The organism is Blastococcus sp. KM273129 (assembly GCF_021698995.1).
Lineage (GTDB): Bacteria > Actinomycetota > Actinomycetes > Mycobacteriales > Geodermatophilaceae > Blastococcus.
This window is the reverse complement of record NZ_SSXB01000041.1, coordinates 1-13,626: the sequence shown is the minus strand read 5'-3', so window position 1 is coordinate 13,626 and position 13,626 is coordinate 1. Positions and strand designations below refer to the sequence as shown.

General features: G+C 75.2%; 13 protein-coding genes. 10 read left to right on the top strand and 3 right to left on the bottom strand.

Annotated features, from left to right (window positions below):
• The first annotated feature begins 7 nt into the window (after positions 1-7).
• Positions 8-1,699, top strand: a complete 1,692-nt coding sequence (locus tag E9565_RS12865) for a CTP synthase (RefSeq protein ID WP_236835369.1) — start codon at positions 8-10, stop codon at positions 1,697-1,699.
• Entirely contained in the window at positions 1,699-2,301 is a 603-nt protein-coding gene (locus E9565_RS12860; RefSeq protein ID WP_236827253.1) for an NUDIX hydrolase, read from the top strand. Before E9565_RS12865 ends, E9565_RS12860 begins: the two co-directional genes overlap by 1 nt.
• A 70-nt stretch (positions 2,302-2,371) precedes the next feature.
• On the opposite strand, the gene E9565_RS12855 is transcribed toward E9565_RS12860, so the two are convergent.
• On the bottom strand, positions 2,372-2,974 hold the full coding sequence (locus E9565_RS12855; protein WP_236827252.1) for a hypothetical protein: 603 nt from the start codon (positions 2,972-2,974) through the stop codon (positions 2,372-2,374).
• 241 nt (positions 2,975-3,215) lie between these two features.
• Here E9565_RS12855 and ald point away from each other — a divergent pair, with 241 nt between their 5' ends.
• The 7 genes from ald (at position 3,216) to E9565_RS12820 (ending at position 9,632) form a co-directional block, all read left to right on the top strand.
• Positions 3,216-4,331: an alanine dehydrogenase gene (ald, locus tag E9565_RS12850; RefSeq protein ID WP_236827251.1), complete on the top strand. Its 1,116-nt coding sequence runs from the start codon at positions 3,216-3,218 to the stop codon at positions 4,329-4,331.
• A complete protein-coding gene (locus tag E9565_RS12845) occupies positions 4,328-5,281 on the top strand; it encodes a site-specific tyrosine recombinase XerD (protein ID WP_236835367.1) in 954 nt (317 codons plus the stop codon). Before ald ends, E9565_RS12845 begins: the two co-directional genes overlap by 4 nt.
• A gap of 210 nt (positions 5,282-5,491) precedes the next feature.
• Positions 5,492-6,397, top strand: coding sequence for a ParA family protein (locus tag E9565_RS12840; protein ID WP_255726030.1), 906 nt, complete (start codon positions 5,492-5,494; stop codon positions 6,395-6,397).
• Positions 6,394-6,906 (top strand): hypothetical protein, encoded by a 513-nt coding sequence (locus E9565_RS12835; RefSeq protein WP_236827250.1) that lies wholly within the window; start codon positions 6,394-6,396, stop codon positions 6,904-6,906. Before E9565_RS12840 ends, E9565_RS12835 begins: the two co-directional genes overlap by 4 nt.
• Before the next feature lie 74 nt (positions 6,907-6,980).
• Positions 6,981-7,823: a ScpA family protein gene (locus tag E9565_RS12830; RefSeq protein WP_236827249.1), complete on the top strand. Its 843-nt coding sequence runs from the start codon at positions 6,981-6,983 to the stop codon at positions 7,821-7,823.
• Positions 7,820-8,653, top strand: coding sequence for an SMC-Scp complex subunit ScpB (gene scpB / locus E9565_RS12825; RefSeq protein WP_236827248.1), 834 nt, complete (start codon positions 7,820-7,822; stop codon positions 8,651-8,653). Before E9565_RS12830 ends, scpB begins: the two co-directional genes overlap by 4 nt.
• 133 nt (positions 8,654-8,786) lie before the next feature.
• Positions 8,787-9,632: a pseudouridine synthase gene (locus E9565_RS12820; protein WP_236827247.1), complete on the top strand. Its 846-nt coding sequence runs from the start codon at positions 8,787-8,789 to the stop codon at positions 9,630-9,632.
• A 4-nt stretch (positions 9,633-9,636) separates the two neighbouring features.
• On the opposite strand, the gene E9565_RS12815 is transcribed toward E9565_RS12820, so the two are convergent.
• Complete coding sequence (locus E9565_RS12815; RefSeq protein WP_236827246.1) at positions 9,637-10,254, bottom strand: LysE/ArgO family amino acid transporter; 618 nt, start codon at positions 10,252-10,254, stop codon at positions 9,637-9,639.
• Positions 10,255-10,327: 73 nt separating this feature from the next.
• Between E9565_RS12815 and E9565_RS12810 the strand changes: the two genes are divergently transcribed.
• Complete coding sequence (locus E9565_RS12810; protein ID WP_236835339.1) at positions 10,328-11,212, top strand: LysR family transcriptional regulator ArgP; 885 nt, start codon at positions 10,328-10,330, stop codon at positions 11,210-11,212.
• Between the two features lie 12 nt (positions 11,213-11,224).
• On the opposite strand, the gene E9565_RS12805 is transcribed toward E9565_RS12810, so the two are convergent.
• On the bottom strand, positions 11,225-13,626 hold a 2,402-nt coding region (locus E9565_RS12805), incomplete at its 5' end, for a glycoside hydrolase family 3 N-terminal domain-containing protein (protein ID WP_308196128.1).

Here is a 13,626-nt window from a genome sequence, read left to right as displayed (position 1 = left end):
CAGCCTCCTGCTCCACAACAACCAGCCGACGAAGTTCGTCTTCGTCACCGGCGGGGTCGTCTCCTCGCTCGGGAAGGGCCTGACCGCCAGTTCGCTCGGCACGCTGCTGGCCAGCCGTGGCCTCCGCGTCACGATGCAGAAGCTCGACCCGTACCTCAACGTGGACCCGGGCACGATGAACCCGTTCCAGCACGGCGAGGTGTTCGTCACCGAGGACGGCGCGGAGACCGACCTGGACATCGGTCACTACGAGCGCTTCCTCGACACCGACCTCTCCGGCCGGGCGAACGTGACCACCGGCCAGGTCTACTCCGACGTCATCGCCAAGGAGCGGCGCGGGGAGTACCTCGGCGACACCGTGCAGGTCATCCCGCACATCACCAACGAGATCAAGGCGCGGATCCTCGCCGGGGCGGACAGCGCCGAGCGCGTCGACGTCGTCATCACCGAGATCGGCGGCACCGTCGGCGACATCGAGTCGCTGCCCTTCCTCGAGGCCGCCCGCCAGGTGCGGCACGAGATCGGCCGGGACAACTGCTTCTTCCTGCACATCTCCCTCGTGCCCTACATCGCGCCGTCCGGCGAGCTGAAGACCAAGCCGACGCAGCACTCGGTGGCCGCGCTGCGCAGCATCGGCATCCAGCCCGACGCCCTGGTCTGCCGCTCCGACCGGGAGATCAGCGAGGGCCTCAAGCGCAAGATCAGCCTGATGTGCGACACCGACGCCGAAGGGGTCATCTCCTGCCCCGATGCGCCGTCGATCTACGACATCCCGAAGGTGCTGCACCGCGAGGGCCTGGACGCCTACGTCGTCCGCCGGCTGGGCCTGCCCTTCCGCGACGTGGACTGGACGGTGTGGGGCGACCTCCTCGACCGGGTCCACGCGCCGAAGCAGACCGTCACGATCGCCCTCGTCGGCAAGTACATCGACCTGCCCGACGCCTACCTGTCGGTCACCGAGGCGCTGCGGGCGGGCGGCTTCGCCCACCGCAGCCGGGTGCAGATCCGCTGGGTGCCCTCGGACGACTGCGAGACGCCCGAGGGCGCGGAGAAGGCGCTGGCCGGCGTCGACGGCGTCTGCATCCCCGGCGGCTTCGGCGTGCGCGGCATCGAGGGCAAGCTCGGCGCGATCCGGTACACCCGCACCAACGGCATCCCGACCCTGGGGCTGTGCCTGGGGCTGCAGTGCATGGTGATCGAGTACGCCCGCACCGTCGCCGGCCTGGAGCACGCGAACTCCGCCGAGTTCGACCCGGAGACGCCCGACCCGGTCATCTCGACCATGGCCACCCAGCTCGACGTCGTCGCCGGCCGCGGCGACATGGGCGGCACCATGCGCCTGGGCAGCTACCCCGCGGCGCTGCAGCACGGCTCGGTGGTGGCCGCCGCCTACGGGTCCACCGAGATCACCGAGCGGCACCGGCACCGCTACGAGGTGGCCAACGCCTACCGCGACCGGCTCAGCGAGGCCGGCCTGGTGTTCTCCGGCACCTCGCCCGACGGGCTGCTGGTGGAGTTCGCCGAGCTGCCCCGCGAGGCGCACCCGTTCTTCGTCGGCACCCAGGCCCACCCGGAGCTCAAGAGCCGCCCGACCCGGCCGCACCCGCTGTTCGCCGCGTTCGTGCAGGCCGCCGTCGACTACCAGGAGTCCGCGCGGCTGCCGGTGCCGGTCGACGAGGCGGAGAAGGTCGGCATCTGATGGGGACGGGGCAGCCGGACCCCCACGAGTACCGCGTCCTCTCCTCGGAGCCGGTGTACGAGGGCCGGGTCATCAGCCTGGTGAAGGACACCGTGGCGATGCCGGGCGGCGGGGACAGCGTCCGCGAGGTCGTCCACCACCCGGGGGCGGTGGCGGTCGTGGCCCTCACCGACGCCGACGAGGTCGTCCTCCTGCGGCAGTACCGGCACCCGGTCGGCGGCTACCTGTGGGAGCTGCCGGCCGGGCTGCGGGACGCCGACGGCGAGCCGCCGCTGGAGACCGCCCAGCGCGAGCTCGCCGAGGAGGTGCGGCTCTCCGCGGCCCGCTGGTCGCTGCTCACCACGCACTACAGCTCACCCGGCTTCTGCGACGAGCAGGTGCTGGTCTACCTGGCCGAGGGGCTCACCGACGTCGACCGGCCCGAGGGCTTCACCGTGGAGCACGAGGAGCTGGACATGACCGTGGAGCGGGTGCCGCTGGCCGACGCCGTGCAGCGGGTCTTCGACGGCGGCATCCGCAACGTCGCCGCGGTCGTCGGGTTGCTGGCCGCCGCCCAGGTGCGGGCGGCCGGCCCCGAGCTGCGTCCGGTCGACGCCGGCTGAGAGAGGACCACCCTTCCCCCACGCTCGGCACGCTCTGCGGGGGGCCCTGACGGGTGGCCGGCCCGGCCGGTCACGTGGGCGGGCGCAGGCCGAGGCGGCGGAGCTCCAGCCGGGCGAGCCGCTCGGTGGCGGCGGGGTCGCCGGCCCACCACGCCGCACCGGTGCCGCCCGGCAGCCCGGCGAGCTGGTCCAGCCGCGCGGTGGCGGCGGCGCGGACGGCGAGCACCTCCAGGCCGGCGGCGCTGCCGGCGAGCCGCCGCGCCGCGCCGGCGTCACGGGCGGAGCGCAGCCGCCAGGGCAGCCAGCGCAGCAGCAGCCACCCCACCGGCAGCAGCACCAGGACGACGACGACCGTCGCCAGCGTGCCCACCGCGTCCTGCGCGGACTGCCCGGCGCCGCCCACCGAACCGCCCGCACCGGAGAGGGCGTCGAACGGCGCGGCGAGCTCCTCGCCGACCAGCGGGACGCCCGCCGCGGCCGCCGCGGCGGAGTCCATCGAGCCGGCGACCGACCGCCCGAGGTCCTCGACCGCGCGCCCGGGACCGGCCAGCAGCAGGACGGCGCCGTGCGCGGCCCGGGCCACCAGCACCCACACCACCGCCCACACCAGGAAGCCGAGGTCGGCGGCGAGCTGGCGCGCCCGCAGGGCGGGGTGCTCGGCGTACAGGCGCATGGGGAGGTGTCCTCCTCGAGGGGTGGGTGGCCCCGTCATCGTGGGGCAGCCGGCCGGCCACGGCAGCCCGGCGCCGGCCGCGAGGTGGGGCCGGGACGATCACGGAACGGCTTCTGACCGGGACGGGGCGGGTCGGCGTGCCTACACTCCGCGGCGAGGCCCGCCCCGACCGGGCGGCCCACGACGTGGTGGGCCGGCCCGTCACCCTCGGGAGCGGCCGCCGGGACCAGGAGAGCCAGCGATGCGGGTCGGAGTTCCCCGAGAGGTCAAGAACCGCGAGTACCGGGTGGCGCTGACGCCGGCCGGTGTCACGGAGCTGACACGCGCCGGGCACGAGGTGCTGGTGGAGCGGGGGGCGGGGGAGGGGTCCTCCATCCCCGACGCCGACTTCACCGCGGCCGGCGCCCGCATCGTGGCCGACGCCGACGACGTGTGGGCCGACGCGGACCTGCTGCTCAAGGTCAAGGAGCCGATCGCCGAGGAGTACGGCCGCCTGCGCGCCGGTCAGACGCTGTTCACCTACCTGCACCTGGCGGCGTCCAGGGAGTGCACCGAGGCGCTGGTCGCCTCGGGGACGACGGCGATCGCCTACGAGACCGTGCAGAAGGCCGACGGCACGCTGCCCCTGCTGGCGCCCATGTCCGAGGTGGCCGGCCGGATGGCGCCGCAGGTGGGCGCGCACTGCCTGGAGCGGGCGCACGGCGGCCGCGGGGTGCTGCTCGGCGGGGTGTCGGGGGTCTACGCCGCCAAGGTGGTGGTGATCGGCGCCGGCGTCTCGGGCATGAACGCGGCGGCGATCGCCCTGGGCATGCAGGCCGAGGTCGTCGTCATGGACCGCGACATCGACAAGCTGCGGGCCGCCGACCGGATCTACCAGGGGCACCTGCAGACCGTCGCCTCCAACGCCTACGAGGTGGAGCGTGCCGTCCTCGACGCCGACCTGGTGATCGGTGCCGTGCTGGTCGCGGGGGCCAAGGCGCCCGTGCTGGTCGGCAACGAGCTGGTGGCGCGGATGAAGCCCGGCTCGGTGCTGGTGGACATCGCCGTCGACCAGGGCGGCTGCTTCGAGGACACCCGGCCCACCACGCACGACGACCCGACCTTCCGGGTGCACGACTCGGTGTTCTACTGCGTGGCCAACATGCCGGGCGCGGTGCCCAACACCTCCACGCACGCGCTCACCAACGTCACGCTGCCCTACGTCATGGCGCTGGCCGCCGAGGGCACGGCCGCTGCCGTCCACCGCGACCCGGCGCTCGCCCACGGGGTCAACGTCGCCGCGGGCGGCGTGGTGCTCCCCGAGGTCGCCGAAGCCCACGGCCTGGCCGCCGTCCCGCTCCAGGAGGTGCCGTTCTGAGCAGCGCGCTGTCCGCCGGACCCGAGGTCGACCGGGTCGTCACCGGCTACCTGGACCACCTCACCGTGGAACGGGGGCTGGCGGCCAACACCATCGCGTCCTACCGCCGGGACCTCCGCCGCTACACCGAGTACCTGGCGGCGGCGGGGGTCCGCGGCCTCCGGGAGGTGGCGGATTCCGACGTCGCCGGCTTCCTCGCCGCGCTGCGCCGCGGCGACGACGACCACCCGCCGCTGTCGGCGACCTCGGCGGCCCGCGCGGTGGTCGCGGTCCGCGGGCTGCACCGGTTCGCGCTGCTCGACGGGCTGGTGCCCGACGACGTCGCCCACGAGGTGCGGCCGCCCACCCCGGCCCGCCGGCTGCCCAAGGCGGTGCCGGTCGAGTCGGTGGTCGCGCTGATCGAGGCGGCCGGCTCGCTGGAGGGGCCGCGCGGGCTGCGCGACCGGGCGCTGCTGGAGGTGCTGTACGGGACGGGGGCGCGCATCTCCGAGGCGGTCGGGCTGGCCGTCGACGACCTCGACCGCGGGCAGAGCACGGTGCGGCTGGCCGGCAAGGGCGGCAAGGAGCGCGTGGTCCCGGTCGGCAGCTACGCCCTGCGCGCCGTCGAGGAGTACCTGGTGCGCGCGCGGCCCGCCCTGGCCGCGAACGGCCGTCCGGGCGTCCGCGGCGGCGCGCTGTTCCTCAACGTGCGCGGCGGGCCGCTGTCCCGGCAGAGCGCGTGGTCGATCCTGCGGACGGCGGCCGAGCGCGCCGGGCTGACCGGGGAGGTCTCGCCGCACACGCTGCGGCACTGCTTCGCGACCCACCTCCTCGACGGCGGCGCCGACGTCCGCGTCGTGCAGGAACTGCTCGGCCACGCCTCGGTGACGACGACGCAGGTCTACACGCTGGTCACCGTCGACCGGCTCCGCGAGGTCTACGCCACCAGCCACCCCCGGGCGCTGACCTGACATCCGGACCGGGATGACTATGGCAACATCTGTCACCAGCTCGACTTGAGCAGTCACACTGGTTGGCATTCGTCGCCATGTCGACACGTCGACGGCGCGCCGCCTTGGGAAGCTTCCTCCCGCTCCCTAGCGTCCTCGTCACCCGAGCGGACAGGACGGCTGGCCGCACCCGGAACGTCCGGTCGGGCACCGAGCTGGAGGCGACAACCCATGGCGATCCGAGCGGACGCGGCCTCTGCCGTCGCGCGCCCGCACGACTCCGACCCCGAGATGGGGGCGGCCGCGCTGCGGCAGGACCCGGCCCGCGCGCGACAGCGCAAGCTGCCGGACCCCAAGCCGCTGACGCAGCACGGCCCGGCCCGCGTCATCGCGATGTGCAACCAGAAGGGCGGCGTCGGCAAGACGACGTCGACGATCAACCTGGGCGCCGCGCTGGTGGAGTTCGGGCGCAAGGTGCTGCTGATCGACCTGGACCCGCAGGGCGCGCTGTCGGTGGGCCTCGGCATCCCGGCCCAGACCCTGGACCGGACGATCTACAACGCCCTCATGGAGCGGCGGACCAGCCTGCGGGACGTGCGGGTGCACACCGACATCCCGGGTCTGGACCTGGTGCCCAGCAACATCGACCTCTCCGCCGCCGAGGTGCAGCTGGTCAGCGAGGTGGCGCGGGAGCAGACGCTGCTGCGGGTGCTCGCCGACGTCGTCGAGGAGTACGACTACGTCCTCATCGACTGCCAGCCCTCGCTCGGCCTGCTGACGGTCAACGCGCTCACCGCCGCGCAGGGCGTCGTGATCCCGCTGGAGTGCGAGTTCTTCTCGCTGCGCGGGGTGGCCCTGCTGGTCGACACGATCGACAAGGTCAAGGAGCGGCTCAACCCGTCGCTGGAGATCAACGGCATCCTCGCCACCATGTACGACTCCCGGACCGTGCACTGCCGGGAGGTGTTCAGCCGGGTCGTCGAGGCGTTCGGCGACACCGTGTTCCAGACCGTCATCCAGCGCACCGTGCGGTTCCCGGAGACCACCGTCGCCGGGCAGCCGATCACCACGTGGGCGCCCACGTCGTCGGGCGCCTCGGCGTACCGCGACCTCGCCAAGGAGGTGCTGGCACTGTGACCCGGCGTCCTGTCCTGCCCGGTGCCTCGGAGCTGTTCCGCCGCACCGACACCACGTCCGTGCCCGAGGTCACCGAGCTGCCCAGCCTGCCGACGCCGGCGAGCTCGCCGGCGCTGCGCAGCGCGGCCCGCCGGGTGGGGGAGTCGCCCGCCGAGGCGGCCGCCTCGCTCACCCTCGTGCCGGGCGGCGCCCAGCCGGCCGACGACGACCTCGCCGCGTTCCGGGCCGTCCCCGCCGAGCCCGCCCCGGCCCCGGTGCTGCAGCCCCGGGTCGCCACGCGGGGCAAGCCCGCCCGGCGCACCGAGCGGACCAAGCACGACGAGAAGATCACCGTCTACATCTCCGCCGAGGAGCTGCTGGCCCTGGAGTCCGCGCGGCTGACGCTGCGCGCGCACCACGGGGTGGCCGCCGACCGGGGACGGATCGTCCGCGAGGCGGTGTCGGTGCTGCTGGCCGACCTGGCCGAGCGCGGCGAGGACGCGGTCCTGGTCCGCCGGCTGCAGGGCTGAAGGGCTCTCGTGCCCCCCACCACTCGCGAGCTCGTGGCGGGGCCCTGCACGAGGGCCGCATACGCTCGGAGCCCGTGAGCGGGAGCACGGGCGCGGTTCCGCCGGCGGACCAGGCCGGCGGGGCCGCGCCTGCGCGTTTCACCGTCCGGCTGACCAACTTCGAGGGCCCGTTCGACCTGCTGCTGCAGCTGATCGGCAAGCACAAGCTCGACGTCACCGAGATCGCCCTGTCGCAGGTGACCGACGAGTTCATCGCCCACCTGCGCGCGCTCGGCGACGAGCTGGACCTCGACCAGGCCAGCGAGTTCCTCGTGGTCGCCTCCACGCTGCTGGACCTCAAGGCGGCCCGGCTGCTGCCGGCGGCGGAGGTCGACGACGAGGACGACCTGGAGCTGCTCGAGGCGCGCGACCTGCTGTTCGCCCGGCTGCTGCAGTACAAGGCCTACAAGCAGGCCGCGGCCTTCCTGCGCGAGCGGGAGGCCGGCGCCGTCCGCCGGTTCGCGCGCGAGGCGGCGCTGGAGCCGCGTTTCGCGGAGCTCGTGCCCGAGGTGCTGCTCGGCGTCACGCCGCAGCAGTTCGCCGCCCTCGCCGCGCGGGCCCTGGCGCCGAAGGCACCGGAGACGGTCAGCGTGGCCCACCTGCACGCGCCGCCGGTCAGCGTCTCCGAGCAGCTGCTCCTGGTGCGCAACCACCTGGTGCGGTCGGGGGCGGCGAGCTTCCGGGCGCTCACCGCCGACTGCGCGCACACCCTGGAGGTGGTGGCCCGCTTCCTCGCGCTGCTCGAGCTGTACCGCCAGCAGCGCGTCGTCTTCGAGCAGCTGACGCCGCTGGGCGAGCTGCACGTGCGGTGGACCGGCGAGTCCGTCCCCGACCCGGCCGGTGCCCCGGCCCCCGACGCCGACGAGGAGTACCGGTGACCGACGACCGAGCCGGGCAGGAACCCGCCCCCTTCTCCTGGGAGGCGCTGGCCGCCGAGCTGGCCGCCACCCGGGAGCAGGCGGCCGAGCGCGGGGACGCCGATCCGGCCGCCTGGGACGCCGTCGCGGCGGAGCTCGCCGCCCGGGTCGCGGAGCGGCCGGTGGAGGAGCAAGCGGTGCCGGCGGTGCCGGTCGAGGACCTCGCCGCCGTCACGGCGCCCGCGCCGCGACCGGCCGCCGAGCCGGAGCCGGAACCCGAGCCCGAGCCCGCGGAGCTGCTGGACCCGGACGAGCTGCGCGGCGGCCTGGAGGCGCTGCTCTTCGTCGTCGACGACCCGGTCGACGAGGAGACGCTGGCCGCCGCGCTGCGCTGCCCGCCCGAGCAGGTGCGGCGGGGGCTGGCCGACCTGGCCGCGGCCTACGACGAGCGCTCCGCGGGGATCACGCTGCGCCGGGTGGGCGAGGCGTGGCGGCTCTACACGCGCGAGGAGCACGCCGGCGCCGTCGAGCGGTACCTCGGCGAGGGGCAGCGCAGCCGGCTCACCCAGGCCGCGCTGGAGACCCTCGCCGTCATCGCCTACCGGCAGCCGGTGACGCGGGCGCGGGTGTCGGCGATCCGCGGGGTCGGCGTCGACGGGGTGATGCGGACGCTCCTCGCGCGCGGGCTGGTGCGGGAGGTGGGCAGCGACCCCGACAGCGGCGGCGGGCTGTACGCGACCACCCCGCTGTTCCTGGAGCGGCTCGGGCTGGCCAGCCTCGCCGACCTGCCCGAGCTCGCGCCGCTGCTGCCGGAGACCGCGACCTTCCTCGAGGAGCACCCCGACGCCTGAGGGCGGACTCCTCTGCCCCGCACCGCTCGCACGCTCGCGGCGGGACCCTGCAGAGGGGCCACGCCTGCGGTGGGCGGCGGAGGCCGTGCGGGCGGGCGGGACCCGGCAGCGGGAGATGGGACACTGGTCGGCGATGAACACGCCGACCCCGAACGACGAGAGCACCACCGCGGCCGGCGAGGGCTGGTCGGAGGACATGGAGCTCGCCCCGGCGCACCCGGGCGACCGGCCGGCCACCGGCGCCGGCGAGGAGCGGCAGGGGGAGCGGCTGCAGAAGGTCCTGGCCCGGGCCGGTGTCGCGTCCCGCCGGGTCGTCGAGGAGATGATCGACGCCGGCCGGATCAGCGTGAACGGTGAGCAGGTGCGGGTGCAGGGCATGCGGGTCGACCCGCTGCAGGACAAGATCGCGGTGGACGGCGCCCGGCTGGAGATCCGCGACGACCGCGTCACCTACGCGATCAACAAGCCCGCCGGCGTCATCACCGCGATGAGCGACGACCGCAACCGTCCGACCATCGGCGACATGGTGGGCGACCTGGCGCCCGGGCTGGTGCACGTCGGCCGCCTCGACCAGGACACCGAGGGCCTGCTGCTGGTCACCAACGACGGCGAGCTGGCCCACCGGCTTGCGCACCCCTCCTACGGCGTGCGCAAGACCTACCTGGCGCAGGTCTCGGGATCGGTGCCGCGGGACCTGCACCGCCGGCTGCGCGCCGGGGTGGAGCTCGAGGACGGCCCGGTGAAGGTCGACTCCTTCACGGTCGTCGACACCCACGCCGGCCAGTCCGTGGTCGAGGTGGTGCTGCACGAGGGGCGCAAGCACATCGTCCGCCGCCTCCTCGCGCACGTCGGGCTGCCCGTCTCGCGGCTGACCCGCACCGCCGTCGGCCCCGTGCAGCTGCAGCGCATGCGCAGCGGATCGATCCGGAAGCTGTCCCGCCAGGAGGTCGGTGCGCTGGAGGAGCTCGTCGGGCTCTGACCGCTCAGAGCGCCGAGGAGAGCAGCCCCAGGCCGAGGGCGGCCATGACGACGGCGATGCCGGCGTCCAGGACCCGCCAGGCCGCCGGCCGGGCGAACAGCGGGCGGAGCAGCCGCGCGCCGTAGCCCAGCGCACCGAACCAGACGAGGCTGCCGACCACGGCGCCCCCGGCGAACCACCAGCGCCGGTCGCCGTGGCTGTCGGCCACCGAGCCGAGCAGCAGCACCGTGTCCAGGTACACGTGCGGGTTCAGCCAGGTGAGCGCCAGGCAGGTGACGACGGTGGCGGCCAGGCCGGTGCCGCGGCCGCCGGTGTCGACCGCGATCGAGGAGGGGCGCAGCGCGCGGCGGGCCGCCAGCACGGCGTAGCCGAGCAGGAAGGCGGCCCCGCCGAGCCGGACGACGGTGATCGCGTCGGGGAGGCGGGCGCTCAGCCAGGAGTTGCCCGCGACCCCGGCGAGGATGAGCACGGCGTCGGAGACCGCGCAGACCGCGACGACCGCCGGCACGTGCTCGACCCGCAGACCCTGGCGCAGCACGAAGGCGTTCTGCGCGCCGATGGCCACGATCAGCGAGAGGCCCAGCCCCAGCCCGGCCACCGCGGCCAGCAGTCCTGTCGTCACGTGCAGCCACGCTAGGGAGGACGCGGGCAGCAGTCCAGCTCATCTTCCTTGCCCATCATTAGCATCGCTGTCCATGGACGTGGACCTGGCGCAGTTGCGCACCCTGGTCGCGGTGGTCGACGAGGGGACATTGGAGGCGGCGGCACGGCGGCTGCACGTGACCCCGTCGGCGGTCTCCCAGCGGCTGCGGGCCCTGGAGGAGGCCGCCGGCCGGGTGCTGGTGCGGCGCGGGCGGCCGGCGACGGTGACGGCCGCCGGCGAGCCGGTGCTGCGCCTGGCGCGCCAGGTGGGCCTCCTGGTGGCGGACACCGGGCGGACCCTCGACCCCGCCGGCGCCGGGGCGCCGGTGGTCCCGCTCGCGCTGAACGCCGACTCGATGGCCACCTGGGCGTTGCCGGCGCTGGCCCCGCTGGCCGGTGAGCTGCGCATGGACCTGCACAGCGCGGACCAGAGCCGGACCAGCGCGCTGCTGCGCGACGGCACCGTCATGGGGGCGGTCACCTCCGACGCCGAGCCGGTGGCCGGGTGCCGGGTGACCCCGCTGGGCACCATGCGCTACCTCCCGTGCGCGGCGCCGGGCTTCCTCGACCGATGGCTCCCGGACGGGCCCGACCCCGCGGCCCTCGCGCGGGCGCCTTTGGTCGTCTTCGACCGCAGCGACGACCTGCAGCACGCCTACCTGCGCCGGCACCTGCCCTCGACGGCGGACCTGCCGGTGCACCACGTGCCCTCGTCGGCCGACTTCCTCACCGCGGTGGCGCTGGGCTTCGGGTGGGGCATGCTGCCGGAGCTCCAGCTCGAGGCGGGCACGGCCGGTGCCGTCCGGTCGTTCGACCCGGGCGGTGCCGTCGACGTGGCGCTGCACTGGCAGCAGTGGCGGCTGCACTCCGCGCCGCTGGACCGCGTGGCCGGGGCCCTGGTCCGGTCGGCGCGCGCCCGGTTGCGGGGCGCGCGCTGACCGGACCGCCGCTCAGCGGACGGGCTCGACCCGCACGGGGGTGGTGAGGACGCGGTCGGGGCCGGCCTCCCGCTCCGGCCCGGTCAGCCGCACCGGGACGCGCAGGGGCAGGTCCTCGCTGGAGGTGCCGACCGAGAGCACCAGCTCGCCCGGCTCGACGACGCGGCGCAGGTCGCGGCCGGTGAAGGCGGCACGGTCGGCGTGCACCTGGAAGGAGACCCGGGCCGTCTCCCCGGCGGCGAGCTCGACGCGCGCGAACCCGATCAGCCGGCGGACCGGCTGCACCACGCTGGCCACCGGGTCGGACAGGTACAGCTGCACCACCTCGGCGCCGTCGCGGTCACCGGTGTTGGTCATCGTGCACGAGAGCTCGACCGACCCGTCCGTCGGGACCTCGGCCGGCGTCTCACCGACGCGGGCACCGTCGAGCCGGACGTCGTCGAGGGCGAAGGTGGTGTAGGAGAGCCCGAAGCCGAAGGGGAACAGCGGCGTGGGGTCGGCCGAGCTGATGCCGCCGGCGCGGCCGAGGGCCGGGCCGAGGTAGGTGGCGGGGGATCCGCCGGGGGTGCGGGCCACCTGCACGGGCAGCTTGCCCGACGGGTTGACCCGGCCGGAGAGCACGCCGGTGACCGCGCCGGAGCCCTCCTCGCCCGGGAAGAACGCCTGCACCACGGCGGCGGCGCGGCCGGCGACCTCGCCCAGCGCGTACGGGCGGCCGCTCAGCACGACGACCACCACGGGGGTGCCGGTCGACAGCAGGGCGTCGAGCAGCTCCGCCTGCGCACCGGGCAGCCGCAGGTCGTCGGCGTCGCACCCCTCGCCGGAGGTGCCGCGGCCGAACAGCCCCGAGACGTCCCCGACGACGGCGATGCAGACCTCCGCGGCCGAGGCCGTGGCGACCGCGTCGGCGATCCCGCTCCGGTCGGGCTCCTGCACCGGGCAGCCCTGCGCGGTGGTGACCGTGGCGCCGGGGAACTCGCCGCGCACCGCCTCCAGCAGGGTGGGCAGCTCGATGCCGAGGGGGACGTCGGGGTGCTGCACGCCGACGTGGTTAGGGAAGGCGTAGCAGCCCATCAGCGAGAGGACCTCGTCGGCGCACGGGCCGACGACCGCCAGCGACGACGGTGCGCGCAGCGGGAGCACACCGCTGTTGTCGAGCAGCACCACCGACCGCTCGGCCATGGTGCGGGCCAGCGCGCGCAGCTCCGGGGGGTCGAGGTCCAGGCCGCCGTCGCGCAGCGCGGGCGGCTCGGGGTCCCACCCGGCGTCGAGCAGCCCCAGCTCGCCCTTCTGCCGGAGCACCCGCTCCACCGCCCGGTCGACCAGCGCCTCGGGCACCGCCCCGGTGCGGACGAGCTCCAGCAGCGGCTCGCCGTAGCAGCGCACCGTGGGCAGCTCCACGTCGACGCCGGCGGCCAGCGCCAGCGCCGCGGCCTCGCCCGGGGAGCCCGCGACGCCCTGCGTGGACTGGAGGAAGGAGATGCCGAAGTAGTCGGCGACGACCACGCCGTCGAAGCCGAGCGTGTCCCGGAGCAGGCCGGTGAGCAGCGTGTCGTCGGCAGCCGGGGGCACGCCGTCGACGGCCGCGTAGGAGTGCATGACCGAGCGGGCGCGGCCCTCCCGCAGCGCCGTCTCGAAGGGCGGCAGCACGACGTCGGCGAACTCGCGGGGCCCCAGGTGCACCGGGGCGTGGTTGCGGCCGGCCCCGGAGGCCGAGTACCCGGCGAAGTGCTTGAGCGTCGCGACGACGCCGGCGCCCTCCAGCCCGCGGGTGTAGGCGCTGCCCAGGACGGCGACCAGGTAGGGGTCCTCGCCGATGGTCTCCTCGGTGCGCCCCCAGCGCGCGTCGAAGCTGACGTCGAGGACGGGGGAGAGGCCCTGGTGCACCCCGACCGAGCGCAGCTGCCCCCCGATGGCGGCGGCCATCCGCTCCACCACAGCGGGGTCGAACGAGGCGCCCCAGGCGAGCGGGACGGGGAAGACCGTGGCCTGCCAGGCGGTGAACCCGGCCAGGCACTCCTCGTGGGCGATCGCGGGGATGCCGAGCCGGGAGTTGGCGACCAGGTCGCGCTGCGTCTGGGCGAGCACCCGCGCCGCGGTGAGCGGCTCGACGGGGGCGGTGCCGAACACGCGGGTGAGCTGCCCCAGACCCGGCTTGGTCAGCTCCTCCCACGGCGGGAGCGGCTCGCTGAACTCGTGCTGGTTGGGCGCGACGTCCTCGCCCTCCCCGATCGCCGTCCAGACGCCGTAGAGCTGGGCGACCTTCTCCTCGAGCGTCATCTGCGCCATGAGGTGGCGGACGCGCTCGGCGAGGGGGCGGGCCGCCTCCAGGACGCCGAAGGCCTGCTCGTCGCTGCCGGCGAAGACCGCCGTCGGCGGGTCGGGCAGATCCAGCAGCAGGCGGGCCTGGTCGT